23 protein-coding genes are annotated in these 26,580 nt (G+C 65.8%); 8 read left to right on the top strand and 15 right to left on the bottom strand.

Features of this window, described 5'->3' with window-relative positions; translation table 11 throughout:
- Positions 1-30: 30 nt before the first annotated feature.
- Entirely contained in the window at positions 31-837 is an 807-nt protein-coding gene (locus tag SAZ01S_RS11205; RefSeq protein WP_084445133.1) for an IclR family transcriptional regulator, read from the bottom strand.
- 102 nt (positions 838-939) lie between these two features.
- On the opposite strand from SAZ01S_RS11205, the gene ribB reads away from it, so the two are divergent.
- Positions 940-2,046 (top strand): 3,4-dihydroxy-2-butanone-4-phosphate synthase, encoded by a 1,107-nt coding sequence (ribB, locus tag SAZ01S_RS11210; protein ID WP_139810042.1) that lies wholly within the window; start codon positions 940-942, stop codon positions 2,044-2,046.
- Between the two features lie 102 nt (positions 2,047-2,148).
- Here ribB and SAZ01S_RS11215 read toward each other — a convergent pair whose 3' ends face one another.
- Positions 2,149-2,955, bottom strand: coding sequence for a crotonase/enoyl-CoA hydratase family protein (locus SAZ01S_RS11215; protein ID WP_064310888.1), 807 nt, complete (start codon positions 2,953-2,955; stop codon positions 2,149-2,151).
- 107 nt (positions 2,956-3,062) lie between these two features.
- Between SAZ01S_RS11215 and SAZ01S_RS11220 the strand changes: the two genes are divergently transcribed.
- Entirely contained in the window at positions 3,063-3,965 is a 903-nt protein-coding gene (locus tag SAZ01S_RS11220; RefSeq protein WP_084582356.1) for an acyl-CoA thioesterase, read from the top strand.
- A gap of 140 nt (positions 3,966-4,105) precedes the next feature.
- Here the strand turns inward: SAZ01S_RS11220 and SAZ01S_RS11225 are convergent, their stop codons facing one another.
- The 11 genes from SAZ01S_RS11225 to SAZ01S_RS11275 all read right to left on the bottom strand — a co-directional run bounded on the left by SAZ01S_RS11225 (position 4,106) and on the right by SAZ01S_RS11275 (position 16,633).
- Complete coding sequence (locus SAZ01S_RS11225) at positions 4,106-5,344, bottom strand: cytochrome P450 (RefSeq protein ID WP_084582357.1); 1,239 nt, start codon at positions 5,342-5,344, stop codon at positions 4,106-4,108.
- A gap of 71 nt (positions 5,345-5,415) precedes the next feature.
- Positions 5,416-6,171, bottom strand: coding sequence for an SDR family NAD(P)-dependent oxidoreductase (locus SAZ01S_RS11230; protein WP_084582358.1), 756 nt, complete (start codon positions 6,169-6,171; stop codon positions 5,416-5,418).
- A gap of 12 nt (positions 6,172-6,183) precedes the next feature.
- Positions 6,184-6,981, bottom strand: coding sequence for an enoyl-CoA hydratase/isomerase family protein (locus tag SAZ01S_RS11235; RefSeq protein ID WP_064310755.1), 798 nt, complete (start codon positions 6,979-6,981; stop codon positions 6,184-6,186).
- A gap of 56 nt (positions 6,982-7,037) precedes the next feature.
- Positions 7,038-7,808, bottom strand: coding sequence for an enoyl-CoA hydratase/isomerase family protein (locus SAZ01S_RS11240; RefSeq protein ID WP_084582359.1), 771 nt, complete (start codon positions 7,806-7,808; stop codon positions 7,038-7,040).
- Between the two features lie 11 nt (positions 7,809-7,819).
- Positions 7,820-8,977 carry a thiolase family protein gene (locus tag SAZ01S_RS11245; RefSeq protein ID WP_084582360.1) on the bottom strand — a complete coding sequence of 386 codons (1,158 nt, stop codon included), beginning with the start codon at positions 8,975-8,977 and terminating at the stop codon, positions 7,820-7,822.
- On the bottom strand, positions 8,974-9,351 hold the full coding sequence (locus SAZ01S_RS11250) for a Zn-ribbon domain-containing OB-fold protein (protein ID WP_064310752.1): 378 nt from the start codon (positions 9,349-9,351) through the stop codon (positions 8,974-8,976). The genes SAZ01S_RS11245 and SAZ01S_RS11250 overlap by 4 nt, the downstream gene beginning before the upstream one ends.
- A 31-nt stretch (positions 9,352-9,382) precedes the next feature.
- On the bottom strand, positions 9,383-10,246 hold the full coding sequence (locus SAZ01S_RS11255) for a MaoC/PaaZ C-terminal domain-containing protein (protein ID WP_218018064.1): 864 nt from the start codon (positions 10,244-10,246) through the stop codon (positions 9,383-9,385).
- The gene (locus tag SAZ01S_RS11260) at positions 10,243-11,502 is read right to left on the bottom strand and encodes a glycerol dehydrogenase (RefSeq protein WP_084582361.1); all 1,260 of its coding nucleotides are present in this window, start codon (positions 11,500-11,502) and stop codon (positions 10,243-10,245) included. Before SAZ01S_RS11260 ends, SAZ01S_RS11255 begins: the two co-directional genes overlap by 4 nt.
- The gene (locus tag SAZ01S_RS11265; protein ID WP_084582362.1) at positions 11,444-12,226 is read right to left on the bottom strand and encodes an enoyl-CoA hydratase/isomerase family protein; all 783 of its coding nucleotides are present in this window, start codon (positions 12,224-12,226) and stop codon (positions 11,444-11,446) included. The genes SAZ01S_RS11260 and SAZ01S_RS11265 overlap by 59 nt, the downstream gene beginning before the upstream one ends.
- Positions 12,223-14,370: an acetate--CoA ligase family protein gene (locus SAZ01S_RS11270; RefSeq protein ID WP_167693148.1), complete on the bottom strand. Its 2,148-nt coding sequence runs from the start codon at positions 14,368-14,370 to the stop codon at positions 12,223-12,225. The genes SAZ01S_RS11265 and SAZ01S_RS11270 overlap by 4 nt, the downstream gene beginning before the upstream one ends.
- A gap of 1 nt (position 14,371) precedes the next feature.
- Positions 14,372-16,633 carry a 3-hydroxyacyl-CoA dehydrogenase NAD-binding domain-containing protein gene (locus SAZ01S_RS11275; RefSeq protein WP_245824774.1) on the bottom strand — a complete coding sequence of 754 codons (2,262 nt, stop codon included), beginning with the start codon at positions 16,631-16,633 and terminating at the stop codon, positions 14,372-14,374.
- Between the two features lie 176 nt (positions 16,634-16,809).
- Here SAZ01S_RS11275 and SAZ01S_RS11280 point away from each other — a divergent pair, with 176 nt between their 5' ends.
- The 4 genes from SAZ01S_RS11280 to SAZ01S_RS11295 are packed head-to-tail and all read left to right on the top strand — an operon-like array spanning position 16,810 to position 21,191.
- The gene (locus tag SAZ01S_RS11280) at positions 16,810-18,303 is read left to right on the top strand and encodes an FAD-linked oxidase C-terminal domain-containing protein (protein ID WP_084582365.1); all 1,494 of its coding nucleotides are present in this window, start codon (positions 16,810-16,812) and stop codon (positions 18,301-18,303) included.
- Positions 18,303-19,463 carry an FAD-binding protein gene (locus tag SAZ01S_RS11285; protein ID WP_084582366.1) on the top strand — a complete coding sequence of 387 codons (1,161 nt, stop codon included), beginning with the start codon at positions 18,303-18,305 and terminating at the stop codon, positions 19,461-19,463. Before SAZ01S_RS11280 ends, SAZ01S_RS11285 begins: the two co-directional genes overlap by 1 nt.
- Positions 19,453-20,766 carry a glycolate oxidase subunit GlcF gene (glcF, locus tag SAZ01S_RS11290; protein WP_084582367.1) on the top strand — a complete coding sequence of 438 codons (1,314 nt, stop codon included), beginning with the start codon at positions 19,453-19,455 and terminating at the stop codon, positions 20,764-20,766. Before SAZ01S_RS11285 ends, glcF begins: the two co-directional genes overlap by 11 nt.
- Positions 20,763-21,191 (top strand): GlcG/HbpS family heme-binding protein, encoded by a 429-nt coding sequence (locus SAZ01S_RS11295; RefSeq protein ID WP_084582368.1) that lies wholly within the window; start codon positions 20,763-20,765, stop codon positions 21,189-21,191. Before glcF ends, SAZ01S_RS11295 begins: the two co-directional genes overlap by 4 nt.
- 21 nt (positions 21,192-21,212) lie before the next feature.
- Here the strand turns inward: SAZ01S_RS11295 and SAZ01S_RS11300 are convergent, their stop codons facing one another.
- Together SAZ01S_RS11300 and SAZ01S_RS11305 are read right to left on the bottom strand one after the other, a co-directional pair.
- A complete protein-coding gene (locus SAZ01S_RS11300) occupies positions 21,213-21,980 on the bottom strand; it encodes an SDR family oxidoreductase (protein ID WP_084582369.1) in 768 nt (255 codons plus the stop codon).
- A gap of 219 nt (positions 21,981-22,199) precedes the next feature.
- Positions 22,200-23,069 carry a LysR family transcriptional regulator gene (locus SAZ01S_RS11305; RefSeq protein ID WP_084582370.1) on the bottom strand — a complete coding sequence of 290 codons (870 nt, stop codon included), beginning with the start codon at positions 23,067-23,069 and terminating at the stop codon, positions 22,200-22,202.
- Between the two features lie 97 nt (positions 23,070-23,166).
- Here SAZ01S_RS11305 and SAZ01S_RS11310 point away from each other — a divergent pair, with 97 nt between their 5' ends.
- Together SAZ01S_RS11310 and bktB are read left to right on the top strand one after the other, a co-directional pair.
- Entirely contained in the window at positions 23,167-25,269 is a 2,103-nt protein-coding gene (locus SAZ01S_RS11310) for a malate synthase G (protein ID WP_084582371.1), read from the top strand.
- Positions 25,270-25,366: 97 nt separating this feature from the next.
- On the top strand, positions 25,367-26,557 hold the full coding sequence (bktB, locus tag SAZ01S_RS11315) for a beta-ketothiolase BktB (protein WP_084582372.1): 1,191 nt from the start codon (positions 25,367-25,369) through the stop codon (positions 26,555-26,557).
- Positions 26,558-26,580 lie beyond the last annotated feature (23 nt).

Raw genomic sequence — 26,580 nt, forward strand, 5'->3', positions numbered from 1 at the left:
TGGGGTGGGCCGCCCGGAAAGGACGGCCGTTCAGGCGAGCTTGCGTGCGATTTCCTCGCGCATCACCGTGAGATACTCCTCGAGATTGTCCTTGAGCTGCTGGGTCCGCCCCGCCAGGCCGAGGACCAGTTCTTCGTTGTTTTCGAGCATCGGCAGGCGCATCGCGATCATCCCGCCGCCTTTCGTGATCGTGTCGAAGGTGAAGGCCCAGCCGTTCTGTCGCGTCTGCACAACCTGTTCCATCAGCGTCGAGATGCCGACCTGCTGACCGTTGCGACCCGCCTCGTCGTTGGTGCGGATGACGATCCGCTTGATCTCGGGGTCCGAGAGGCCGGCCAGCAGGGCCAGACCCGTCCCGGAGCGGACCAGCGGACGCCTGGAACCCTTGACCATGAACAGGCGTACCGGGTTGGGCGACTGGACCACATGGATATATTCCGACCACACCCGGTTCCGTGCAGCGAGCACCACCGACATGCTGGTGCGTGCATTGATCCGCTCCATCAGTTGCATGAGGCGGCCGTCGCTGATCATCGGACCGTTGATCCAGCTCCCCAGCAGTGCGACTCGCGTCGTCGGCTTGAACATCCGGCTTTCCGGATTGAACTGGAGATAGCCGAGGACCACCATGCTGCGCAGCAAGATGGAGGTACTCGATTGCGGCATGTGCAACAGGCTGGAGACTTCCGAAACGGGCGCCTCGCGCCGAAGGATGTCGAACAGTTCCAGTATTTTGAGCACGCGTCCCGCCGATTTGACGACGGGATCGCTCTCATGCTCGTCGCTGGAAATGACGTTCGTTTCACCCAACGACCGTGAAAGCTGGCTGACGCGCATATTTCTCTCTCCTGTTTTCAACCTATCAGTTGTTTGATAAATATCAAGGCTCGAGGGGAGGCTGCAGGCGCTGCCATGTCGACCCGCAGGCCAGGAGGCAGGATGTCGGAAAGCGAAGTCCACGCGGCGAAGTCGTCCGCGGAAGCGATCATCAACGAAGCGCGCAACGGCCGCATGTTCATCCTCATGGACGATGAGGATCGCGAGAATGAAGGTGATCTGGTGATTCCGGCGCAGATGGCGACGCCGGATGCCATCAATTTCATGGCGACCCACGGGCGGGGCCTCATCTGCCTTGCGCTTTCGCGCGAGAGGGTATCGCAACTCCAGCTGCCGATGATGACCAAGGAGAACAAGTCGCCCCATGAGACGGCGTTCACCGTCTCGATCGAAGCGCGCGAAGGGGTGACGACCGGTATTTCCGCCGCGGACCGTGCCAGAACCATCGCCGTTGCGATCAACGCGGCGGGCGGCCCCGAAACCCTTGTCACGCCCGGGCACGTGTTTCCGCTCGTCGCGCGTGACGGCGGCGTGCTGGTGCGCGCCGGCCATACCGAGGCGGCCGTCGACGTGGCGCGCCTGGCGGGCCTCAATCCGTCCGGCGTGATCTGCGAGATCATGAAAGAGGATGGGACGATGGCGCGCGGGCCGGACCTCGTCGCTTTCGCCCGCGAGCACAATCTCAAGATCGGCACGATCCGCGATTTGATTGCGCACAGAATGCGGTTCGATCGCCTCATCGAACGCGTCGCGCAGTCCGAGTTCGTTTCCGAGTTCGGTGACCGCTGGACGATGGCGGTGTACGAGAGCAAGATCGACGGGACGCGCGCCTATGTCATGCAAAAAGGCGCAGTGCTGTCCGAGGGAGCAACCCTGGTGCGCGTCCATGTCGCGTCCGCCTTCTACGATCTGCTCGGGGTGCCCGGCCCCCGCCAGGGGCTAATCCCGAAGGCGATCAGGCGGATCACCGAACATGGCACCGGCGTCATCCTGGTGCTCTTGCCGCCGGCCAAGACCCACGTTTCGGCGGGCCCGGATGTCAACCCGATGGATCGCCGCAGCTACGGTCTCGGTGCGCAGGTGCTGGCAGACCTGGGCATTCACGACATGATCCTGCTGCGCAATCCTTCGGGCCGATCCATTGGCAGCCTGGGCGGCTATGGCCTCAACATCGTCGGCGAGATGCTGTTTTCGCCCCCGGAGCAGTGATGCAGGGGCGCCGCTCGCGAGGATGTGGCTTGGGGAAGGCGGTGCCGCCGTCTCGTCTCCCCGATCCCGAAATCTCCAGGCCTGCCTGTGGAGCGCGGCCCTTCAACGCCCCGTGAACTGCGGCTTCCGCTTGTCGATAAAGGCGTCCAGCGCCTCGCGATGGTCCGCCGTAGCGTGCGCGAGTGGCTGCATCGCCGCGGAAATGTCCAGCACCCGTTCGAGCGTGCTGTCCTGGGCGAAGGTCATCAGACGTTTCGTCAGGCGGACCGCCTGGGGCGGGTTCACGGCAATCCGCTTTGCCAATGCCATTGCCGCGTCGAGCAGGTCGGCATCCTCCACCACCTCGGACACCAGTCCCCAGGCAAGCGCCTTCTCCGCGGAAATCATGTCGCCGGTAAATGCCATTTCGCGCGCGCGCGATTGGCCGATCGCGCGCGGCAACAGCCATGCGCCCCCGTCTCCCGGGACCAGGCCTACCTTGACGAAGCTTTCGGCAAAGGCTGCACTGCGTCCGGCAATGCGAATGTCGCACATGCAGGCAAGGTCGCAGCCGGCGCCAATCGCCGGCCCGTTCACCGCGGCGATGATCGGAACCTCGAGCCGTTCCAGGGCCAGCGGGACGCGCTGGATGCCATCGACATACCATTTGCGGTTGTCGATCGGCGCCGCGTTCGCGTTGCCGTCGGGCGCTGCCATCGCTTTCAAATTGCCGCCGGACGAGAAGGCTGATCCCGCGCCTGTCAGGATGGCGACGCGGACGCTGCCGTCGCCGTTGATCCGGTCGACCGCCGATACCAGTCCAGCCACGATTGCCGGCTCCGACACCGGATTGCGCAGGTCCGGCATGTTCAGCGTCAGCGTGACGATGGGACCGCTTTGTTCATACAGAAACTCCGGTGCGCCGCTCATGCGCATCTCTCCCCTTGCCCTCGACAACCCGATAAACTATCTAATGATCGATCGATAAACCGAGCGGCGGTTGCTGTCTACGCCGCGTCTCAGCTTGAGATCTGGCGATGAAGCATCAGACGGGGGAGGCGTCGGCCGACCTGACCGAACTGCTCCAGCTCCGCCCGGCCGGTGCCGATGCGTGGCACTCCGTCTCCAACGACTCGAACGCGGGTGGTGAGGTTTTCGGTGGCCAGTATCTGGCCTTGGCCGTGAAGGCGGCCATGCTGAGTGCGCCTGGCCGCATGCCGCATATGCTCTCCGCCTTCTTTCTTCGCGGCGCCCGCGCGTCGGCGCCGGTTCTGTATCGTGTCGAGCGGACCCGGGACGGCCGCGGCTTTGCCCATCGGCGGGTGAGCGCATGGCAGGCCGGCCAGGAAGCCTTTCGTGCGGAGGTCAGTTTTCATGAATGGGAAGCGGGCCAGCCGGCGCACGCAACCCCCGCGCCGTCGATGCCGCCCCTCGCGGCGCTGCGATCGCATCGCCAATGTGTGCTCGATCGGGCGGACGAGCTCGACCCGTTGATCGTGCGGCGCGTGGCCAACAGGGTCGCGGCGGAGATCTATTTTGCCGACCCCGAGGAGGGACTTGGCAAGCCCGGCGGCAGCCCGAAAAGTACCGCCTGGCTGCGCCCTGTGCCGCCGCCGGGCGACGGAGACGCGATCGGCTATTATGCCACCCTGGCCTATGTGACGGACGCCTGCGCCAATTTCGCCGGCCGGATCATGCACGCCCCCCAGCTACACGACGGCAGCTTGGCCTCGGTGTCGCTCAACCATGCGATCTGGTTTCACCGTCCGCCGCAGCGAATCGATCGGCTGCTCTACGCCGTTGAAAGTCCGTTTGCCGGGGGAGGCTTGGGGTTCAATCGCGGAACGCTGTTCGACGAAGAGGGCGCCGTTCTCGCGTCGGTGACCCAGGAAGCACTGATCCGGCGGCGGCCGGCGGATGACCATCCGTCCCAGTCCTGATGGTTGCAGCCACGCCCCCGGTGTTCGTCGGTCCGCCCCAGCATGGCGATGCGCCCCTCGCCGGCGCCGATGCACTTCCGGCGACCGCGCGCGCCGGGGCCGCCGCATGAAGGCGAGCGGTGCCGTGGCTGCCGGATGGTCTACGTCGTATCGGCATTTGCGACATGCGGCGCGCTGAGGCGCGGGGCGGCGACGCCGTCAAACTCCATCTCCACTTCACGCCAGGTACGAAAGGTGATGCTTGGCACTTGCTCGGGCGTGAAACCGGGGCGCAGGCGCAGGTTCGGCAGCCTTTCGTAGAGCGTACGGACGGCCAGTTTCGTCTCGGCGCGTGCCAGTTCCGCGCCAAGGCAGAAATGGATGCCATAGCCGAACGCGAAATGGCGCGCTTCCTTGCTCCAGTCGCGATCGATCACGAATTCGTCGGGACGATCATACCGGGCCGGGTCGTGATTGGCGGAAGCGTAGAAGGCGTATACCCGGTCCCCCGCAATAACCCGGTGGCCGCCGATCTCGGTATCGTGCGTGACGCCCCGCAAATTGCCCTGCACCGGACAATCGAAGCGCAGCCCTTCCTCGACGGCCGAGTCGAGCAGCATCTCCATGTTGTCGAGCAGGCGCTTCTTTGCGTCGGGATTGGTCTCCAGAAGGAAGATCAGGTTCGAGATGGCGATCGACGTGGTGCCGTTGCCCGCCGCCAGCAGCAGCCGGACCATCGCAGCGCCCTGCGTCAGCGTAAGGCGTGCGCCGTCGATTTCCGCGTGTACGATCGAGCTCAAAAGATCATCGCGCGGCTGCGCCAGCCGTTGCGACAATTGCGTCCGAGCATAGTCTAGAAAGGCCGTATTGGCGGCGATCGATTCCGGGGACGGCTCGATCTCGTTCGACGCTGCCTCCATGATTTCGGACCAGGCGATGAATTGCGCCTGGTCGTGGATCGGAACACCCAGGATCTCGGCAATTACCTGCGCCGGGAGGAGACGGCCGAAATCATAGCGGAGGCGGAAGCGGTTCCCGCGCCGGGCGATTGCGTCCACCAGGTCGTCCGCGATCTGCTGAATGCGATCCAGCTTCTCGTTCACCCGCGCGACGGAGAAGGCTTTTCCGATCAACTGGCGGTGCAGCGTATGCTCCGGCGGATCGGCGAACTCCAGCACCTGCTCTTCTTCCGGATAGGCCCCCAAGGGCTGAACCCCGAGTTTGTTCGAGAATGCGTCGAACCGCCGGCTTACCTCGCGGACGAGGTCGTAGGTGTTGACTCGGTGATAGTCGAAATTCTGCGGGCCTTGCGCTGCGTGAACCGGGCACATCGCGCGATCCTGCTCGACCAGCTTCCACGGGAAGGGCGATTGATCGGTGAAGGGATCATAGCGCGTCATCGGACGATCTCCTGCGTTGCTTCCACGGCGATTGCGAAATCAATCAGTGCACCAAGCCCCTTTCCTGCCGGTCAATTCATCCAGCGCCCGCCATTCACGATCAGCGTCTGCCCGGTGACATAGCGTGCTGCATCGCTTGCGAAGAAGGCGACGGCGTGGGCGATGTCACTCGGCTCGCCCAGCATCCCGAGCGGCGTTTCTTCGATTGCCTTGTGCACGAACGCTGCGGGAAGCAGCTCCATTGCCCGCGTGCGAATATAGCCGGGCGCAATAGCGTTCACGGTAATCCGGTTCCCCGCCAATTCGCGCGACAAGGAGCGGGTGAATCCGATCAGGCCGGCCTTTGCCGCCGCATATGCGGCCGATGATTTGCTGCCGACAAAGGCCGAGTCGGAGGAGATGTTGATGATCCTCCCGGTATTTCTACTGCGCATCGCCGGAACGGCCTCGCGCGATGCGTCCATCGCCGTGTGGAGGCAGATGCGCAGTAGAAAATCTGCGGTCTCTGCACGCGCCTCCCAGAAGGGGGCGGCGCGTTCCCGCGCACTCTGGCCGACATTGTTGACCAAGATATCCGCAGGTCCGAGCGTTGACGCGATGGTCGCGAACGCGCCAGCGATGGCGGCCCGATCGAGCATGTCGGTCTCCAGTGGAAGCGCGCGTCGTCCGAGCGTCTCGATTTCTTGAGCGACCGATCGCACTGCCGGCCCATCCAGATCGAGCAAGGCGATATCGGCGCCGTCCGCGGCGAGCCGCAGGGCGATCGCACGACCGATCCCCTGCGCCGCGCCGGTCACCACGGCAATCTTGCCCGCGCTCGCCGACATGTCTGCCACGCCTCACTTCCGGCTGAAATCGGGCTTCCGCTTTTCGACAAAGGCGTGGACCGCTTCCCGATGGTCCGGGAGCTGGCTCGAAATGCTTTCCAGCGCGAAGCCCGCGTCGACCGAGCTGGCGAGCGCCTGGCGCAGCGGGATGTTGAGGATCGATTTGGAGAAGCGGACGGCAACCGAGGAGTTGCTTTTCAGCCTGCCGATGATCCGCGCGACCTCGGCGTCCAGCCCGTCCTGCGGCACGACCTTGGCGATCAGCCCGATTTCCTTCGCCTCGGTGGCGGAAATCAGATCGCCCGTCATCAGGAAATATTTCGCGTTCGCCGAACCCGAATTATGCGGCCAGAACACGGCCCCGCCGTCGCCGGCGGCGAGGCCGACGCGCACATGCGGATCGCCGAAGCGCGCGCCATCGCTGGCGACGACGATGTCGGCGCAAAGGGCGAGGGTGCAACCCATGCCGACGGCGTCCCCGTTCACCTTGGCGATGATCGGCTTCTCGGTGTCGAGCATCAGCTGCATGAAGCGCTTGCCGTTGCGGTAGCCGGCAAGGAAGTTGTCGATCCCGTCGAGATTCTTCTTCATGCCCTCAAGGTCGCCGCCGGCGGAGAACGCACGGCCCTCGCCGGTCAGGACGATGATCTCGACGCGCTTGTCGCGATCGGCCTCGAAGAAGATCCGCGGCAGTTCGTCGTCCATCACGGTGGAAATCGCATTCATCTGCGCCGGGTTGTTGAGCGTTACCGTGAGCACGCCATCTGCGAGTTCGAACTTGAACAAGTCGGGGTAGGTCGAAAAATCCATGGTCTGAGCCTTTCAGTCTCGAACTTTTACGGAAGGAAGCCTTGGTTTCGGCTATCCTAGGCACCGATGAACTTGGGCTTGCGCTTCTCCTTGAAAGCGGCAGTCCCTTCTCGGAAATCCTCCGATCGCACGAGGAGCGGCTGCATCAGTACCTCTGCCGCCAGCGCCTCCTCGTACGTCTGATTTTCGGCTGCGGTGAACTGGCGTTTCGACATGCGAAGCGAGAGGGTGGGCGCGCTTGCCAGTTCCGCTGCGAGCCGCTGCGCGCGCGCGACGACGTCCTCTGCCGGCGCGAGTTCGCTGACCAAGCCCAGCGTGGCAGCTTGCTCGCCGGTGACCATCTGGCCCGAATAGACCAGAGCCTTGGCGCGGATCGGTCCGAGATTTTGCGACAGGAGATGCACCGCGCCGCCATCGGGGGCGAGCCCGATTTGGCGGAAGGCGAACTGAAAGCGCGCGTCCGGCGCGGCGATCACATAATCGCATGCGAGTGCCAGCGACCAGCCGACGCCGACGCAAACGCCCCGTATCGCTGCGATCACGGGAATGTCGGTGCGGACGACACTCCGAACCATGCGGTGCAATATCTCGACCCGCGCCATCGACTCGGCAATGTTGGCGCCGCCCATTTCGCGCACATCCGCGCCTGCGCAGAAGTCGCTGCCGGCGCCGGCGAGAACGACGGCGCGGAGGGAGGAGTCCGCCTTGATCTGTTCGAACGCGCGGGCCAGGTCGATCCGCATGCCGAGATCGAGTGCATTCTTCTTCGCCGGGCGATCGATGGTCACCGTGACTACCGAGCCGTCGTTCTGCGAGCGGATGGACATCGGCGGCTTCCTCAGATCGTTTCGGGCAGGCCGAGGATGCACGTCGCCTGGCTGGACAGCGTGCCTCCGTTGCCGTGTGCGAGGGCGAGGCGGGCATTTCGGACCTGGCGTTCGCCGGCTTCTCCGCGCAGCTGGCGAACCGACTCCACCAGCGTGAAGAGGCCGTACATGCCGGGATGGCAGAACGACAGGCCGCCGCCATTGGTGTTGACCGGCAACGATCCGCCGGGACGGATCGCCCCGCTCTCCACGAACCGGCCGCCTTCGCCTTTCGGACAGAAGCCGAGATCTTCGAGGAACAGGATCGTGTTGATCGCGAAGGCGTCATAGAGATTGGCGACGTCGATGTCCGCAGGCGTCACGCCCGCTTGCGCGAAAGCGCGGGCACCGGATTCGCTGGCGGCGGTGACGGTCAGATCGGCCAGCTGGGCGATTTCGCTGTGCCAGGTCGCCGATGCCGTGCCGAGCAGGGCGATCGGCGTCTTTGCGAGGTCCTTCGCCCGGTCCGCGCGGGTCAGCACCACGGCTGCACCGCCATCGGTGACGAGGCAGCATTCCGCGACGTGGAGCGGATCGGCGACCATCCGTGTCGCCAGCACGTCCTCGATCGAAAGGGGACCGCGTCGAAATGCTTCCGGATTCAGGTTGGCCCATTGCCGGGCGGCGACCGCAACCGATGCCAGTTGCTCCGGGGTGGTGCCATATTCAAACATGTGGCGCGATGCTGCGAGGGCATAGGAGGCGGCCGGGTTGTTCGGGCGATAGGGATGCTCGAAGGGCGAGGGGGCCTGGGCGCTGACCAGCTTCCCCGCGCCGGTCCTCTGATTGGACCCGTAACAGATCAGCGCATAATCGATCAGTCCAGCATCGAGCGCGAGCATCGCCCATTCGGCATGGCCCAGAAAGGCCGAGCCGCCCGTCCGGCTGTTGTTCGTCATCTTCGGGCGGATGCCGTAATATTCGGCGATGGTCAGCCCGGAGAGGAAATCGTTCGGCAGGCAGATGAACAGCCCGTCGATATCGGCAAGCTGCAAACCGGCATCCGCGACGGCGAGCCGCCCCGCTTCCGCAGCGATTTCGAGCGCGGAATAGCCCGGTGCTTCGCCGCAGCCGAAGGTCGCGGTCCCGACAAAGGCGGTCTTGCCGCGCAGGTTCCTCGCCGCGTTCATGTCCGGCTCTCCGGCTCGAACACCAGGATGGGCGCGTCGTCCGGGCCGTTCGCGATTTTGGCGCGCACGCGCATGCCGATCGCGACATCCTCTGGGGCAATCCCCTCGACATGCGTCATCATCCGCGGCCCTTCGTCTAGTTCGACGATCGCGATGTTGATGTTCGGGATCGGGGGCTTCATGCGCTTTACGGTCGTGGCGTAGACCGTGCCCATGCCGCTGGGCACAACCCATTCCAGATCGGTGGCGCCTGTGCGCGGCGCGATCGTCCGGGGGTAGAACACCCATTCGCCGGTGCTCGGCGACCGCTGGATCTTGAAGTGTCCTTCGGCGAGGTAGCGGAAATAGGTTGCGGCCGGTGGTGACGGGGTCACGTTGGCTCTCCATTGTTGCGAAGGGCGGCGATCACGCGAAAACGGCCCTGCCGCGATCCAGCACCAGCTTGTCGCGTTCGACGGCCGTGCACCGGAAGACGAACGCGTCGTCCAGATTCCAGATATCGGTGCGCACGGTTTCGCCGGGAAAAAGCGGCGCGGAGAAGCGACAGCGCAGATCGCGCAGTGCCGCCGCATCTCCTGCGCGGCACCCGGCAATCAGCGCGTAGGCGGCAATGCCCATGGTCGCCAGACCGTGCAGAATCGGGCGCTCGAAACCGGCCGCTCTGGCGACATCAGGATCGGCATGCAGCGGATTGAGGTCCGACGACAGGCGATAGATCAGCGCCGACTGCGGAAGGGTCGGCCGGAGGATCGACAGATCTGGCGGGTGATCGGGGATCACGCTTTCCGGCTGCGGCTTGCCCATCGACGGGCCGCCGAACCCGCCATCGGCACGACAGAAGATCGACATGACTTGCGTCGATTGCAGCGCGCCGCTGGCTTGGTCGATGAGATCTCGGCGCACGCGCAAAATGGCGCCGCGGCCCTCGCCCTTGTCGATGACTTCATCGACCGAGTTGCGCGCAATCACGACTCCTTCCGGCGGAAGGGGGGTGTGAATTGTCAACGACTGCTCGCCGTGCAGGACGCTGCGCAGATCGATGCCTATTTCGGGTCGATCGTACCAGAAGCCGGGGTGCCCCAGCACGACGGCCATGGTCGGCATCGCCTGAAGCCGCTGCTCGAAGACGAACGCGAGTTCCGCGGGATCGAGCGGGTCGGTGCCGATGCCCAGTCCCAGCGCATACAGGATCGTATCGCGCCAGCTATAGCTGCGGACAAGGTCAGGAAACGCCTGCCGCATCAGGGCATCATAATTGATTGCCATCATCCACTCCTGGCACCAGGCGTAGGGCAGACGCGAGGAGGCGTCCAACCGGCACCGTGCGAAATTACGTATGTGACGCCGGATTCCGGGGCGCGCGGCGCGCGTGCCGGCAGGGTCTCGACGAAGCGAATGGCCGCCGCAATGTCTCCTTGCGTGAGGTGGCGGTCCGTCGCCCGGACATGGGGGCTGGACAGAATGACCGCCGCCGTCGTTTCGATCAGTTCCGGCGTCACGGCACGCACGCCGAGGTCCGCGAGCGAAACAGGCAAGCCGATACGGGTGAGGAATGCCGCCATCTCGACAAGCGTGGCGTTCGGGCGGCGTTCCACAACAAGCTGCACCAGAACGCCGTACGCGACATGTTCGCCGTGCAGCCGTTCCTTGGCGCCGTCCAGGCGCAGGAGCCCCCGGGTTACCGAATGCGCGATGGACAGGCCGCCATTTTCAAAACCCAGCGCGCTCAAAAGGATGCAAGCCTCGATCGTGGCCTCCAATGCCTCGCTGTGCTCCCCGCGAGCCACCGACGCCAACGCAGCCTCGGCATGCGTTCGAAGCAGGCGGTAGGCGGCATCGGCGATGGCAAGAGCGGCGTGCGTCGCGGTCGTGCCCTGCTTGGTACGCGTCGCTGTTCGCGCGCATGCCTGCGCCTCGAAGGTCTTGGCGATGGCGTCGCCGATACCTGCCCTGAGAAAATGCGGGGGCGCACGCGCAATGATCGCGCTGTCGACGATCACGGCGACGGGGTTGCTCGGCAGCTGGTCCACGCGCACGAGCTGATGCGTGTCGTCGTATATCGCGATGCCGCGACTGGCGGGTCCGTCGTTGGAGGCGATCGTCGGCACCGAGAGGAAAGGCGAGCCGATCCGCAGGGCAACGCCCTTTGCGGCATCGAGCGCCTTACCTCCGCCGACGCCGATAATGACATCGGATCCCGCCATTTCCTGGGACAGAAACGCGATGTTGCCATCGGTAACTTCCCCCGCGAACGCCACGTCGCGTGGCGGGACCGCGAAGCTGGCCCGGATCGCGTCCCCGACAAGCGGTCGCACCCGTGCATCGATGATGAGGCCGGGTTTGCGACCATGACGGGCCGCGACTGCCCCGACATGCGCCAATGCGCCCACTCCCTGCAGATAGAAGGGCGTTGCGGCGAAGATCCGTATCACGGGCGCGGACCGGATTGGGGTTGCCGGCAAGGCATCAACGCCCTGTGAACCCTGCCGCGCGCTTCTCGGTGAAGGCGGCCAGGCCTTCGGCATGATCCTGCGTCATGCTCAACATCGGCTGTTGCTGCCGTTCGAGCGCAAGGGCGTCACTCAGGGGTCCCGGGCCCTGCACAAAGGCCGACTTCATCGCTGCGATCGCCAGCGGCGCGACGCCGCGATAGGCGGCGGCCTTCGCCAACGCTGCTTCGAGCGTGGTGCCGGGGGGAACGAGTTGGTCGATCAGGCCGATCGCGAGCGCCTCCGGACCCTTGACCGGCCGCCCGGTGAACATGAGGTCGCGGGCAAGGGTTCGGCCGATGCGCTGCGGGAGCGACCAGATCAGGCCACAGTCCGCCGTGAGCCCTATCTTGCCGAAAGCGGCCCCGAACCGAACGTCTTCGCCGGCGATGACGAAGTCGGTCGCGGCGGCGATGGACAAGCCCGCCCCGAAGGCGGCACCTTCGACGGCGGCGATGACGGGCTTCGGTCCACCGGCAATCAGCTCGATGAGGCGATGCAGCGGCGTCAACCGTCGTCGCGAGCGGGCCGGGTCCGGACCGCCGGGGACGATGAGCTGTCGAATGTCTGCGCCCGCGGTGAAATTGCCGCCCGCCCCGGCGAGCACGATGGTGCGGACGGCGTCGTCGAACGCTGCGGTTTCGAACGCCTCCAGCAATGCCGCGCGCATCGCGTCCGACAGCGGATTCAGCCGGGTCGGGTCGTTCATCGTGAGGACGGCGACATCCTCGCGGGTCTCGCGTAGCACTAGATCAGTCATGCTCGTTGCTCTCCCTGCGAGGATATGTCCTGGGGCGGTTGCGTGGGATGGCGGGGGCGGGTCTCGATCACGGCATCGAGCGCGATTGCCCCCTTACCCTCGTCCAGTACGCGAAGCGGGTTTATCTCGATCGTCCGCACGCTATCGGCATTGACGGCAGCAAGGTGCGAGACGGCGCTGATCGCTCGGGCCAGCGCCGGAATGTCGGCGCGCCGCCGTCCCCGGAATCCGTCGAGAAGCGGGAAGCTCCTGGTTCCCCGGATCATTTCCGTGGCTTCTGCCGCGCTTACCGGTGCGAGCCGGGTCGTCACGTCCTTCAGGAGCTCGACCGCCACACCCCCCAGCCCGAACGTCACCGTCGGGCCAAACAGCGGATCATTGTGCGTGCCGACGAAACATTCGACCCCCTCGGTGATCATCGGCGAGACGAGATAGCCTTCGATCCGACCTGTCGACTTCACACTCACGGTCGCCTGCATGGCGGCAACGCAGTCCGCAGCGGAACCCGGCGCGACATTGAGGGCAACGCCGCCGACGTCGCTTTTGTGCAGGATGTCGGCCGATACGACCTTGATGGCGACCGGGCCGTTGATCCTGCGCGCGGCGTCGTGCGCGCCGGCTGCATCGGCGACCAGATATTCGGTGGGCGATGCAATGCCGATGGCAGCCAGCAATGCCTTGCCATCGGCTTCGGAGAAACGTGCGCCGGCTTCGATGCGGGGGCTGCGCCCCTGCGCGCTTCGCGGGGGCAGGGGCGTGGCCCATGCGGCGTGGAACTGCGCGAGTGCCGCCAATGCCTTGATGGCCCGGGCAGGCTCCCGATAGCAAAGATAGCCGGCCTCTTGATAGGCATTCACGATCGCGTCGGGGGCGGTCACCGAAACAGCTATGGGAAGGTCCGCAAAGCGCTGCGCAGCTTCCGTCAGCCCGTGCAGCAAGGGCTTTTCAATGAACGGGAGACCGGCGATCAGGCCGACATTGCAATAGGCCATGTCGAACTCGCCTGATCCCAGCACGGCGTCGATCGCGCGCGCGAACATCGGAGGGTCGTTGGCAACCTGGCCGGTCAGATCGATCGGATTGAACGGCGCGCCATTGGGCGAAATCGCCACCAGTTCGCGCTGCACCTCGGGGGAAACCGCCGCTACCTCCAACTGCTCGTCCGCAGCGAAGTCCGCCGCCTGAACGCCGATCCCGCCGGAGTTGGTGAGAATGGCGAGACGCTTGCCGTGAGGGAACCGTCCGCGGCTTGCGGCATAGGCCACGTCGAGCATCTCTTCTGTCGTGCGGGCGCGGTACACGCCGAAACGTGCGAATACCGCGTCGTAGACTGCGTCCGAACCGACAAGCGAGGCAGTGTGCGACGCGGCCGCCCGCGCACCCTGATCGGTTCTGCCGACCTTGAGGACGATGACCGGCTTGCGGCGCGCATGCGCTGCGGCGAGCGCCTCGTAAAAGGCGGCCGGATCGCGAACGCCCTCGATATAGCCGACCACGACGTCGACGTCCTTGCTGGTCGCGAGATATCCCAGTGCTTCGCCCAGGCCGATATCGGCCTCGTTGCCGGTCGTGATCCAGACGCCGAACGCCAGCCCGACATCGCCGGCGGACTTGACGACTTCCCCCGCATAGCCACCGCTCTGGCTGACGAGCCCGAGGCGGCCTGCCGTCCCCGCCACATCGTCGAAGATCCCGGAGAAGGAAAGGAAGCTGCGCGCATGAAGATTATAGGCGCCCAGGCAATTGGGGCCGAGCAGGCGCATCCCATGGGCACGGGCATCGGCGACGATCTGCTGTTGGAGCCGTTCGCCTTCGGCACCCAGTTCGGCAAAGCCGGAGCTGAAGATCACCGCCGCGCGCACTCCCTTGCGGGCGCAGGCCTGGATGGCGGGAAGCACCGCCCCGGTGGGCAGCGCGATGATCGCACAATCCGGCGTCGCGGGTATGTCCTCGATACGCGCCCACGCTTTCAGTCCCTGGACCTCGATTCTGGTCGGGTTCACCGGGAAGATGCCGCCCTCGAATCCCACCTGCACGAGATGACGCAGCGCCCGCCCGCCGATCCGGGTCACGTCGCCGGATGCGCCGATGACCGCCACCGATCGCGGGTGGAGCAAGGGCGTGAGGCTTTGCCGGGCGGCCATGCTACGCGTCCTTCCAGCCCCGGCCTTCGCGTGCCAGCCGTTCGAGAAGCTTGCCCGGTCCCCAGCGCGGGCCGTTGCGCCGTGCCGCCTCGAGCGCGGCCGCATAGATGCGTTCCAGGCCGACCTGCTCACCCCAGTACATCGGTCCGCCCTTGTGGGCGGGGAAGCCATAGCCATTGACCCAGGCAACATCGATGTCGCTGGCGCGCAAGGCTGTGCCGTCCTCCAGTTCCTTCGCGCCTTCATTGACCAGCGGGGCGAACAGCCGAAATTCGATTTCGTCATCGGAGAAGGGGCGCCGCGTGATACCGAAGTCCTTCGAAACGGCCGCGATGATCGCGTCGGTTTCCGGGTCGAGCTGCTTGTCGCGTCCTTCGTAGCGATAGAAGCCCTTGCCTGCCTTCATGCCAAGGCGCCCTTGTTCCACCAGCCGTTCGAGGATCGGGGAAAAGCGCTCGCCTGCGGGCAGCGACGCCAAGCGCGCCTTGCGCACCAGAACGCCAACGTCGAGGCCGCTCATGTCCCGCATCGAGATAGGGCCCATCGGCATGCCGAACCGTTCCGCCACCCGATCGATCTGTTCGGGCGTCGCGCCTTGTTCCATCAGGAATTCGGCCTCGCCGGTGTAATATTGCAGCATCCGGTTGCCGATGAAGCCGTCGCAGTTGCCGGCGAGCACGACGTTCTTGCCGAGCGTCTTGCCCAGCGCCATGACCGTGGCGATCGTTTCGTCCGACGTCGCCGCGCCGCGGATATTCTCCTGCAGCTTCATGACATTGGCCGGAGAGAAGAAATGCACGCCGACAACGTCCTGCGGACGGGTGGTGGCGGCGGCGATGTCGTCGATGTTCAGCGACGAGGTGTTGGTGGCGAGGATCGCGCCGGGACGCATCACCACATCGAGCTTCGCGAAGATCTCCCGTTTGATGTCCATCCGCTCGAACGCGGCCTCGACGACCAGATCGGCATGCGCGAAGGTCGCATAATCGGTCGTCGAGCGGATGCGCGACAAGGCGCGTTCCATCGCCGATGGCGCGAGGGAGCCCCGACCGACCGAGGTCTCATAGGTACGACGGATCGTCGCCATTCCCTTCTGGATCGCGACATCGCTGATATCGGCAAGCCAGACGTCGATACCGGCATTGGCGAAGACCATGGCGATCCCGGCGCCCATCGTGCCGGCGCCGATCACGGCGGCGGTGCGCACCGGTTTCGGTTGCGCGTCGATGCCGGGAACCTTGCGCGCTTCGCGCTCCGCGAAGAAATAGTACATCAGCGCTTTGCGCTGATCGCTTGCGAACAGTTCCTGGAACTTGCGCGTTTCCAGCGCCAGTGCGTCACCGGCGGGCATGGTGCAGGCCGCTTCGATGCAATCGATCGCCACCAGCGGGGCGATCTTGCCGCGGGCCTTTTTGGCCACCTTGTTGCGTGCGTCGGCGAACAGTTCGGCCCCGATGCCCGTCACCTTGTCGTCCCGCGCGATGACGGGAAGGGGGGGGCGGCCTGACGCCACCATGGCGCGCGCGAACGCGACGGCACCGGCGCGAAGATCATCGACAACGGCATCGAGAATGCCGAGTTCGAGCGCCTGCTCCGCCGTCAACTGCTTGCCGGTGGTGATGATCTCGATGGCCGCTTCGACCCCGGTGAGCCGCGGCAGGCGCTGCGTTCCGCCTGCCCCGGGCAGAATCCCGAGATTGACCTCGGGCAGCCCGACCTTCGCGCCCGCGACGGCGACGCGTGCGGTGGCGGCCAGCGCCAGTTCGAGGCCGCCACCGAGGGCGGTGCCGTGGATCGCCGCGACCACGGGCTTGCGAAACGAATCGAGGCTGGCCTGGATGTCGGTAAGCTTGGGCCGGACCTGCGACTTGTCGGTACCCAGTTCGGTGATGTCCGCGCCGGCGACGAACGTCCTGCCGCTCCCGAGGAGGACGATGGCGTCGACGGCCGGGTCTGCGGCCGCGCGTTCCAGCGCCTGGCCCAGATCGACCCGTACCGCTGCGCTCAGGGCATTCACGGGGGGATAGTCGACCGACAGTATGGCTACCGAGCCTTCGACATCATATTGGACCGTAGCCATCGTCTCTCCCTGCTCTGTTGCCGGGGTGCGCGCGATACGCGTCCCGGCATCTTTAGAACGGCGCCCCAACTGCGATGGGCTCCCGCGACACGGATGTGATGCATGCGTCACACCGGCTTCGCTTCGCCGCCGTTGCCGCCAAGAAACTGGCCTGTTCCTTCGGCGGAAGCGACGAACATGCACTTTTATATCTATCGAACGGCAGAAAATGCAATTAGATCTCGCATCGTGGATCAGGGCGCCTGGGCGCCGGAGGGGAAAATCAACGTGCGGGCGATCGACGATAGGGTAGAAGGCTGTACGCATCTCCCCGGCCTCGGCTCGGTAGGCGTGTCGTCGCCGGGGAGCGGAGGCGCCTGATGTCGATCGTGATGCCGGTACCAGACGCAACGGCCTTGAAGAATCGGGACGCGATCGCGGCGGCGCTGCGCGCCATCGTCCCCGGGGATGGCGTGATCGACGATCCCGACGCGCTGCGGCCCTATGAATCCGATGGCCTGACCGCCTATCGGCAACCGCCGCTGGTAGTGGTGCTGCCGGACTCCGTCGAGCAGGTTTCGGCGATTTTGCGCTGGTGCCATGCGCAAGGCGTAAAGGTGGTACCGCGCGGGTCCGGCACGTCCCTGTCGGGAGGTGCCTTGCCGCTCGCCGACGCGGTGCTGCTCGGCATGGGCAAGTTCAAGAAGGTGCTCGACATCGACTATGACGAGCGCATCGCAGTCGTCCAGCCGGGGGTGACCAACCTTGCGATAACACAAGCGGTGGAGGGCGCCGGATTCTATTACGCACCCGATCCGTCCAGTCAGATCGCCTGCTCGATCGGCGGTAATGTCGCCGAGAATTCGGGAGGTGTGCACTGCCTGAAATATGGCCTCACGACCAACAACGTGCTGGGCGTCGAGCTGGTGCTGATGGACGGCGAGATCGTACGCCTGGGCGGGCGCCATCTCGACCCCGCAGGCCTGGATCTTCTGGGGGTTGTCGTCGGATCGGAAGGGCTGTTGGGCGTCGTCACCGAAGTCACCGTCCGCATTCTGCCCAAGCCGGAACGGGCGCGGGCGATCCTGCTGGGGTTTCCCGATGCCGAACAGGCCGGCGCGTGCGTGGCGCAGGTTATCGCCGAGGGCATCATCCCCGCGGGCATGGAAATGATGGACAAGCCGGCGATTCATGCGGCGGAAGCGTTCGTCAACGTCGGCTATCCGCTCGACGTCGGCGCCTTGCTGATCGTCGAAGTGGACGGTCCCGCAGCGGAATGCGACCATCTGATCGTCGAGATCGACCGCATTGCCGACGAGAACGGCGCTGTCACCCGTCGGATCTCCAACAGCGAGGTGGAGCGGCTCGCATTCTGGGCGGGGCGCAAGGCGGCCTTTCCGGCGGTGGGGCGACTGGCGCCGGATTATTACTGCATGGACGGCACGATTCCGCGCCGCCGCTTGCCCGACGTCCTGCGTCGCATGGAGGAACTCTCCGCGCATTATGGCCTGGGTGTCGCCAACGTGTTCCATGCTGGCGACGGCAATCTACACCCGCTGATCTTGTACGATGCCAATCGACCCGGCGAACTGGCCAAGGCCGAGGCCTTCGGAAACGACATTCTGCGCCTCTGCGTCGAAATGGGCGGGGTCCTGACGGGCGAACATGGGGTGGGCGTGGAAAAGCGCGATCTGATGCCCGCGATGTTCAGCGAGATCGACCTCCAGCAGCAACAGCGGCTGAAGTGTGCCTTCGATCCGCAGCTTCTGCTCAACCCCGGCAAGGTCTTTCCGCGCCTCCATCGCTGCGCCGAACTCGGCCGCGTTCATGTTCATGGCGGCCGGCACGCCTTTCCCGACATTCCGCGGTTCTGATGAATCAGGTTCAGCCCGACAGCGCCGAGCAACTGTGCGACGCGATCGCCGACGCGAAGCGCGACGGCGTGCGCGTCGAGATCCGTGGCGGCGGCAGCAAGGCGCGGATCGGTGCGCCGCGCGAGGCGCGCATCGTTCGCACCACCGGATTGTCGGGGGTGGTCGCTTATGATCCCGCCGAACTGGTGCTCACGGTTCGGGCTGGAACCCCGTTGGCCGAGGTGGAGGCACTGGTCGCTGCGGAGCGGCAGATGCTGGCGTTCGAACCGTTCGACCACGGGCCGTTGTTCGGCGCGCCTGCCGGTGCCGCGACCATCGGTGGCGTGATCGCTGCCGGGGTGGCGGGATCGGGGCGGGTGACTGCCGGTAGCGCGCGCGATCATCTTCTGGGGTTCACGGCGGTATCCGGACGATCAGAGGTCTTCGTCGCGGGCGGCAAGGTGGTGAAGAACGTCACCGGCTTCGATCTTTCCAAGCTCGTCACGGGAAGCTGGGGGCGCCTCGTCGCGCTGACCGAACTGACGCTCAAGGTCCTGCCCCGCCCAAGGGTGTCGGCGACCTTGCGATTGGATGGGCTCGGCCCTGCGGCTTCGTGCACGGCGATGATGCGCGCGCTGGGCAGCCATGCGGAAGTCTCGGCTGCCGCCCGCCACCCCGATGGCCCGACGCTTTTCCGCGTCGCCGGCTTCGAGCCTTCGGTCGTCGCGCGCTGCGCCCTGCTTTCGCAAATGCTGCGTGAATTCGGTCCCCTGCAGCGATTGGAAGAAGACATGGCGAATGCGTTGTGGCGGCAGGCCGGGACGGGATCCGATCTCGATGGCGCGATGCTTTGGTGCATCCATGTCGGTCCGCGGCGTGCACCGGAGGTTGCGGCGAGACTTGCCTCCCATGCGCGGCGCGTCGCGCTGGACTGGGGCGGGGGGCGGATCTGGGCGAGCTTGGACGATCCTGTCGTGCCGGTCCGCTCGATCGCACGCGCGGCGGGCGGAGAGGCGCTGTTGCTTCGAGCGCCCGATGCCGTGCGGGCGACGATCCCCGCGCAGCATCCGCGCGCGCCGGGCGTCGCGGCGCTGGAAGCGCGGGTTCGCCGGGCGTTCGATCCCGACGGCGTGTTCGAGACCGGGCGTTTCCTGGACGAGGAGCCGGCGCATGCAGACTAACTTCTCGCCGACGAGCCTCGCCGATCCAGCGATGCGCGTATCCGAATCGATCGTCCGCAAATGCGTGCATTGCGGCTTCTGCACCGCGACCTGCCCGACCTACACGCTGCTGGGCGATGAGCTGGATTCGCCGCGCGGGCGCATCTACCTGATGAAGGATATGCTCGAAAACGAGCGGGAGCCCACCGAAAAGGTCGTCAAGCACATCGATCGCTGCCTGTCCTGCCTGTCGTGCATGACGACCTGCCCCTCGGGGGTGCACTATATGCACCTGGTGGATCATGCGCGGGCCTATATCGAGGCGCGCTATCGACGCCCCTTGTCGCAGCGGCTCTATCGAAGCCTGCTGGCACTCGTTCTGCCCAGTCCGCGCCGCTTCCGCGCTGCGTTGCGGCTCGCGGTCTTGGCAAGGCCGCTTCGCTCCGTTCTTGCGCGCTTCAACGCCTTCGCACCCATGGTAGCGATGCTCGATCTGGCCCCGCGAACGACACCGCCCGCCTCGTTGGCGCGGTCCTCGCCGGTGCCGCGCGCGCGGGGGCGTGTCGCCCTGCTCCAGGGCTGTGCCGAACCCTCGCTCCGCCCCGAGATTCGCGCGGCAACGGTACGGCTTCTCAACCGGTGCGGCTATGACGTGACCTTCGCATCGGGCGAGGTCTGCTGCGGCGCGCTTGTCCATCACATGGGACGGGAGGCGGCAGCCCTCGACGCGGCACGCAGGAATGTCGACGCCTGGACGCGCGAGATCGAGGCAGGCGGGCTGCGCGCGATCATCGTGACCACCTCGGGCTGCGGCACGACGATCAAGGATTATGGCTTCATGCTGCGCAACGACGCAGCCTATGCGGCGAAGGCCGAGCGGGTCTCCGCACTGGCGCGCGACGTCACGGAGTTCTTGGCCGAGATCGGCCTGCCGCCGGCACAGCCACGCGACATGGCGGTTGCCTATCACGCCGCCTGCTCGCTGCAGCACGGCCAGAAAGTCACGGACGCCCCCAAGGCGCTGCTGACGCAAGCCGGCTTCACCGTCGTGACACCGACCGAAGCGCATCTGTGCTGCGGCTCGGCCGGCACCTACAATATCCTGCAGGCCGAGATCGCCGGCCAGTTGGGCGCGCGGAAGGTCGCCCAACTCGAACGGCTCGGCGCGCCGGTCATCGCCGCCGGGAACATCGGCTGCGCGATGCAGATCGGAACCCGGACCAAAACCCCGGTCGTCCATACAATCGAACTGCTCGACTGGGCGACAGGCGGTCCGGTGCCGCCCGCGCTCGATGCGATGAACCAGAACGGGAAAGACCGATGAGCCATATATCCCTTGATCAGGCGACCACGATCATTGCGGGCGCCTTCGCCAAGGCGCGCGAACTTGCGCTGAAACCCCTGGGCGTCGTTGTCCTGGACGCCGGTGGCCATGTGATCGCCTATCAGCGGCAGGATGGCGCCTCGACGGGGCGCTTTCAGTTGGCGCTCGGCAAGGCGGCGGGGGCGTTGTTCCTCGGCATGTCGTCGCGGAAGATCGGCGACATGGCGGGGGAGCGGCCGACGTTCCTCGCCTCGCTGGGGCCGATCGCCCCCAGCGGCGTCGTTCCTGCCGCGGGCGGCGTTCTCCTGGTCGACGGGGCGGGACACACGATCGGCGCCGTGGGCATTTCGGGGGACTTGTCCGACAGGGACGAGGCCTGCGCGCTCGCCGGCATCGAAGCGGCCGCCTTGCGCGCGCAAGGCTGACGCGGCCGACGATCCTGCGCGCTACCAGATCGCGTCGCCGCGCAGGATCGCTTCGGTTCCCCGGTCGGCGAAGATGCATTGTCCGATCAGCAGGCTGTTTTCTTCGGAAGCGAGGAAGCGCGCCAGAACGCCGATTTCCGTCGCCTTGGAGAGTGTCTGCTCCGCTTGCGGATGCATGGCCTGCAACCATGTTGCTATCGCGGGCGCTGCCAGGCCCTTTTGGGTGCGCGGGGTTTCGATCAGGCCGGGGGCGATCGCATTGATCCGGATCCCCGCGTCGTTCCACCGGGGATGGATGGCGGCGCGGCGCATCCACCGCGCTACTGCGGTCTTGGCGGCAATATAATATTGTTGCAGTGTGGTTTCGTCACCATAGCGGGCGACGAGTTCGGTCTCGTCGCCTGACAAAAGCAACTCCACCAGCGCGGCATCGCTTGGCTCGAGCGACATGCGGGACGTGGTTACCACCACGCGGGGTGCTTTCGACATCGCGAGCAGCGGGTGCAGCCCTTCCACGATGACGACTGTCCCGAAATAATTGACCCGGAGAAGGTCCAGGGTCGGACCGCCGCCTCCGGCCCATGTCACCACCGCATCTATCCCGCTCGGAGCAAGTTCGAACAGCCTGCGGATGACTTCCTTTCGCCCTTCCTCCTGCGCCAGATCCGCATTGACATCACATCCGGATAGATCGACGCGCAGAACGCGGTCTCCATCCGCTTCCAGTGCCGCGCAGGTTGCTTCTCCCAAACCGCTATTCGCGCCGGTTACCACCGCTGTCCTGTTCATCACGGAAATATCCTGCAGCTATGAAGAGCATCGTGCGTCGGCTGGCGGCGCGATTTCGGAGATCGCCCGTCCCCTATAGGGACGGTAGAGCATAAGAGCCGAGCTGTGCAATACAATCTATCGATTGATTGATTTCAGGGGCCTGTTTGGAGAATCGCCTCTGCGCGCGTCGCAGTATCGGGCGGCACCGCCCCCAGCGTCTTGGTATGCGCCGGCGCGCTACAGCGCCAGCATTTGCTGGAGGTGTTCTACCAGCGCGCTGACCCGAGCAGGAGGATCGGGCGCATGGGCCGCGAAAACGCCGACGTCTTCCGATCCGGCATAGCTGGGCAGCAGCCGTCGCAGCGATCCGTCGCTGAGTGCGTGGCGGACGTCCCATAGCGACCGAAGCGCGACCCCGCAGCCGCCGATCGCAAGTTCGCGGACCACTTCGCTCGAGTTGGTGTCAACGAAGCTCTGACCCGCCAGGGTAACGGGCCCCTCCGGGCCTTGCAGTCGCCATGGCAACTGGCTGTCGGTGGCGAGCAGCCGATGCCGGGTCAGTTCTGCCAGCGTGTGCGGCTCCCCAGCCAGTTCGAGATAGGCGGGGGAGGCACATAATACCCGTTGGCTGGTACCGAGGCGATGCCCCACCAGGCCGGGGCCAACCTCGCGAGCGATCCGGATCGCGAGGTCGTGACGGCCATCCAGCAAATCGACGAAGTCGTCGGAGAGGTCGATCGACAGCGTGACCTGGGAATGGGTGGCAAGGAAGCTGGGCAGCGTCGGCACGACGTGCATTCGGCCGAAGGATGTGGGCGCGGTGACCCGCAACGGCCCGCGCACCAAGCTGTGGCGGCCCGCAATCCGGTTTTCGGCAACGGTGAGCGCGGCGCGTATCGGCGAAAGCGTGTCGAGCAGATCCTTCCCCGCTGCGGTAAGCACCAGCCGTCGGGTGGTCCGGTTGAGCAACCGGGCGCCGAGCCGCTGCTCCAGTCGGGCAAGCCGTTTCGAAAGGGCGGGGGTGGAAAGGCCGCGCCGCCGCGCCGCCGCCGAGATCGATCCGGCATCCAGAATATCGAGGAACAGATCGTAATCGGGATCGAACATTTGAAACCCACAGGAAAGGGTGATGTGAATTATATCATTCTACCGCGGGTATCGTCGGTGCGCTAGAATCGCTCCAACACGGATGGGAGGTGTCGGCATGGTCGCGTATCGGGACAAGGCGGGTTTGAAGGTTGCCGCCGCGCTGGCGGACTTTGTCGATGGGCGGGTGCTGGCCGGCACGGGCATTTCCGCCGATCAGTTCTGGCAGGGCGCTGCCGCGTTGTTCGATCGCTTCGTGCCGGCCAACCGGGCGCTGCTTGCCCGCCGCGATGCGCTTCAGACCGCCATTGACACCTGGCATCGCAGCCATGCGGGCCAGTCGCATGACCCGGCCGCCTATGCCGCCTTCCTTCGCGACATCGGCTATCTGCTGCCCACGCCGGCGCCGTTCCGCGTCGATCCCCGCAATGTCGATCCCGAACTGGCAATAATTGCCGGGCCGCAACTGGTCGTGCCGGTGCTCAATGCGCGCTTCCTGCTCAACGCCGCCAATGCCCGCTGGGGCAGTCTCTACGATGCGCTCTACGGTACCGACGCGCTTCCCGGCAGCGCATCCGGTCCGGGCTATGATCCGGCCCGCGGTGCGCAGGTGATCGGCTGGGCCAAGGCGTTTCTGGATCGCGCGGTGCCGCTTGCATGGGGGCGTTGGGCGGAATGGGACGGCACTGCACTGTCGCTGGCCGATCCGGCGCAACTGGTTGGCCGAGCAGGGAACAATATTCTGTTTGTTCATCACGGCCTGCACATCGAAGTGGTGATCGATCCCGCCCATCCCATCGGGAAGAGCGACCCGGCCGGCATTGCCGACGTGATCCTGGAATCGGCGACCTCCACGATCTGTGATTTCGAGGATTCGGTCGCGGCGGTCGATGCCGAGGACAAGGTGCTTGCCTATGCCAATTGGCTGGGGCTGATGCGCGGCGATCTGGAGGAAACCTTCGACAAGGGCGGCAAGACCGTCACGCGTCGCCTTGCCCCCGATCGCGCCTATGTCGCGCCCGACGGCACCGCCTTTACCCTGCCCGGGCGTTCGCTGCTGCTGATCCGCAATGTCGGCCATCTGATGACGACGCCGGCGGTGCTGCTGCCCGATGGCGGCGAGGCGCCGGAAGGCATTCTCGACGGCATCGTCTCCGCCGCGATCGCGCTGCACGACCTGCAGGGTAGCGGCCCGCTGCGCAACAGCCGTGCCGGATCGATCTATATCGTCAAGCCGAAGATGCATGGTCCGGAGGAAGTCGCCTTCGCCAATGATCTGTTCGACGCGATCGAGGATCTGCTCGGGCTCGCCCGCCACACGCTCAAGATCGGCGTGATGGATGAGGAGCGCCGCACCAGCGCCAATCTGGCGGCGTGCATCCAGGCGGTGAAAGAACGGATCGTCTTCATCAACACCGGCTTCCTCGATCGCACCGGCGACGAGATCCACACGTCGATGCAGGCCGGCGCGATGCTGCGGAAAGGGGACATGAAGACGAGCGCCTGGATCCAGGCCTATGAGAATCGCAACGTCCAGATCGGCCTGGCCTGCGGGCTCTCCGGCAAGGCGCAGATCGGCAAGGGGATGTGGGCGATGCCCGATCGCATGGCCGACATGCTCGCGCAGAAGATCGGCCATCCGCAATCGGGGGCGACCACGGCCTGGGTGCCTTCGCCCACCGCGGCGACGCTCCACGCCACGCACTATCACCAGATCGACGTGTTCGCGCGCCAGGCCGAGCGTGCGGCCGAGCCGATCGCGCCGCTCGACGCGCTGCTGACGATCCCGCGCGCCCAGGGAGAGAATTGGTCGGAAGAGGCGATCCGCGACGAGATCGACAACAATGCCCAGGGCATTCTCGGCTATGTCGTGCGCTGGATCGACCAGGGTGTCGGCTGCTCGAAGGTGCCGGACATCCATGATGTCGGCCTGATGGAGGACCGCGCGACGCTGCGTATCTCCAGCCAGCATCTCGCCAACTGGCTGCGCCATGGTGTGATCACGCCGGGGCAGGTGGACGAGGCGCTGCTGCGCATGGCGGCGAAGGTCGATGCGCAGAACGCCGGCGACCCGCTCTACCGGCCGATGGCGAGCGATCCGGCGGCGAGCCTCGCCTTCCAGGCGGCACGGGCGCTGGTGTTCGAGGGGGAGAAACAGCCCAATGGCTATACCGAGCCGCTGCTCCACGCTTTCCGATCGAAGGCAAAGGCAGGGGGCTGACAGGTCCCGAAGGGGCGAGGCCTGCCATCGGAGCGGAAGGCGCCCGATCCACCGGTGAAGCAATACGCGGCAGGTCTGCGCGTGAGGAGGGTAGAGGATGGAAGAGATCTTCATTTTGGCGGGCACCCGGACCGCGATTGGCGACTTTGGCGGCGGTCTGAAGGACGTGGCCCCCGCCGATCTGGGCGCGACGGTCATCGGCGAGGCGATCCGCCGTGCCGCACTGACGCCTGCCGATATCGAGCATGTCGTCATGGGGCAGGTGATCCCGACGCTACCTTCCGACGCGTATATGGCGCGCGTGGCAGCGGTGCGTGCCGGCATTCCGCACGGGGCCCCGGCGCTGACTCTCAACCGGCTCTGCGGTTCGGGCCTGCAGGCGGTGATTTCGGCGGCGCAGATGATCGCGCTTGGCGAAATCGGCGTGGCCGTGGCCGGCGGCGCGGAGAGCATGAGTCGCGCACCCTATCTTGCCACGGGTGTCCGCTGGGGCACCAAGATGGGCGATACTGCCCTGCTCGACATGATGGTGGGGGCGCTGTCCGACCCGTTCGACGCCGTTCATATGGGCGTCACGGCGGAGAACGTCGCCGAGCGCTTCGACGTCTCACGTGAAGCCCAGGACGCGCTCGCCGCCGAAAGTCATGCCCGCGCGGCCCGCGCCATCGCCGAGGGCCGGTTCGCGGCGCAGATCGTCCCGGTCGAGGTAAAGACCCGCAAGGGTATCACCGCCTTTGCCACCGACGAGCATGTCCGCGCCGAGACGACGGCGGAAAGCCTTGCGGCGCTGCGTCCGGCCTTTCGACGCGACGGATCGGTGACGGCGGGCAATGCCTCGGGCCTAAACGACGGTGCCGCGGCGCTGGTACTGGCTTCTGCGCGCGCGGCCGAGGCGCGCGGATTGCAGCCGATGGCCCGGATCCTCGGTTGGGGTCATGCCGGCGTCGACCCGCAGATCATGGGGATCGGCCCCGTCGAAGCGGTGCCGATCGCGCTGCGCCGCGCGGGCGTGACGCTTGATCAGATCGACGTGATCGAGGCCAACGAAGCCTTTGCTGCCCAAGCCTGTGCCGTCGCGGCGCAACTGGGCTTCGATCCGGCCAAGGTCAATCCCAACGGCAGCGGCATCGCGCTCGGCCACCCGATCGGCGCTACCGGCGCGATCATCTTGGTGAAGGCACTGTACGAGCTGCAGCGGACCGGCGGGCGCTATGGCCTCGTCACGATGTGCATCGGTGGCGGCCAGGGCATCGCCATGGTCATCGAACGCATGGAGGCGCACGCATGAAGGTCCTGGTACCGGTCAAGCGC

Source organism: Sphingomonas azotifigens NBRC 15497, assembly GCF_002091475.1.
In the GTDB taxonomy this organism is placed as follows: Bacteria; Pseudomonadota; Alphaproteobacteria; order Sphingomonadales; family Sphingomonadaceae; genus Sphingomonas; species Sphingomonas azotifigens.

Bases quoted from the DNA above. Each gene is read 5' to 3' on its own strand.
- SAZ01S_RS11205 (WP_084445133.1), bottom strand. From the start codon at position 837: ATGCGCGTCAGCCAGCTTTCACGGTCGTTGGGTGAAACGAACGTCATT.
- ribB (WP_139810042.1), top strand. From the start codon at position 940: ATGTCGGAAAGCGAAGTCCACGCGGCGAAGTCGTCCGCGGAAGCGATC.
- SAZ01S_RS11215 (WP_064310888.1), bottom strand. From the start codon at position 2,955: ATGAGCGGCGCACCGGAGTTTCTGTATGAACAAAGCGGTCCCATCGTC.
- SAZ01S_RS11220 (WP_084582356.1), top strand. From the start codon at position 3,063: ATGAAGCATCAGACGGGGGAGGCGTCGGCCGACCTGACCGAACTGCTC.
- SAZ01S_RS11225 (WP_084582357.1), bottom strand. From the start codon at position 5,344: ATGACGCGCTATGATCCCTTCACCGATCAATCGCCCTTCCCGTGGAAG.
- SAZ01S_RS11230 (WP_084582358.1), bottom strand. From the start codon at position 6,171: ATGTCGGCGAGCGCGGGCAAGATTGCCGTGGTGACCGGCGCGGCGCAG.
- SAZ01S_RS11235 (WP_064310755.1), bottom strand. From the start codon at position 6,981: ATGGATTTTTCGACCTACCCCGACTTGTTCAAGTTCGAACTCGCAGAT.
- SAZ01S_RS11240 (WP_084582359.1), bottom strand. From the start codon at position 7,808: ATGTCCATCCGCTCGCAGAACGACGGCTCGGTAGTCACGGTGACCATC.
- SAZ01S_RS11245 (WP_084582360.1), bottom strand. From the start codon at position 8,977: ATGAACGCGGCGAGGAACCTGCGCGGCAAGACCGCCTTTGTCGGGACC.
- SAZ01S_RS11255 (WP_218018064.1), bottom strand. From the start codon at position 10,246: ATGATGGCAATCAATTATGATGCCCTGATGCGGCAGGCGTTTCCTGAC.
- SAZ01S_RS11260 (WP_084582361.1), bottom strand. From the start codon at position 11,502: ATGCCGAAGGCCTGGCCGCCTTCACCGAGAAGCGCGCGGCAGGGTTCA.
- SAZ01S_RS11265 (WP_084582362.1), bottom strand. From the start codon at position 12,226: ATGACTGATCTAGTGCTACGCGAGACCCGCGAGGATGTCGCCGTCCTC.
- SAZ01S_RS11270 (WP_167693148.1), bottom strand. From the start codon at position 14,370: ATGGCCGCCCGGCAAAGCCTCACGCCCTTGCTCCACCCGCGATCGGTG.
- SAZ01S_RS11280 (WP_084582365.1), top strand. From the start codon at position 16,810: ATGTCGATCGTGATGCCGGTACCAGACGCAACGGCCTTGAAGAATCGG.
- SAZ01S_RS11285 (WP_084582366.1), top strand. From the start codon at position 18,303: ATGAATCAGGTTCAGCCCGACAGCGCCGAGCAACTGTGCGACGCGATC.
- glcF (WP_084582367.1), top strand. From the start codon at position 19,453: ATGCAGACTAACTTCTCGCCGACGAGCCTCGCCGATCCAGCGATGCGC.
- SAZ01S_RS11295 (WP_084582368.1), top strand. From the start codon at position 20,763: ATGAGCCATATATCCCTTGATCAGGCGACCACGATCATTGCGGGCGCC.
- SAZ01S_RS11300 (WP_084582369.1), bottom strand. From the start codon at position 21,980: ATGAACAGGACAGCGGTGGTAACCGGCGCGAATAGCGGTTTGGGAGAA.
- SAZ01S_RS11305 (WP_084582370.1), bottom strand. From the start codon at position 23,069: ATGTTCGATCCCGATTACGATCTGTTCCTCGATATTCTGGATGCCGGA.
- SAZ01S_RS11310 (WP_084582371.1), top strand. From the start codon at position 23,167: ATGGTCGCGTATCGGGACAAGGCGGGTTTGAAGGTTGCCGCCGCGCTG.
- bktB (WP_084582372.1), top strand. From the start codon at position 25,367: ATGGAAGAGATCTTCATTTTGGCGGGCACCCGGACCGCGATTGGCGAC.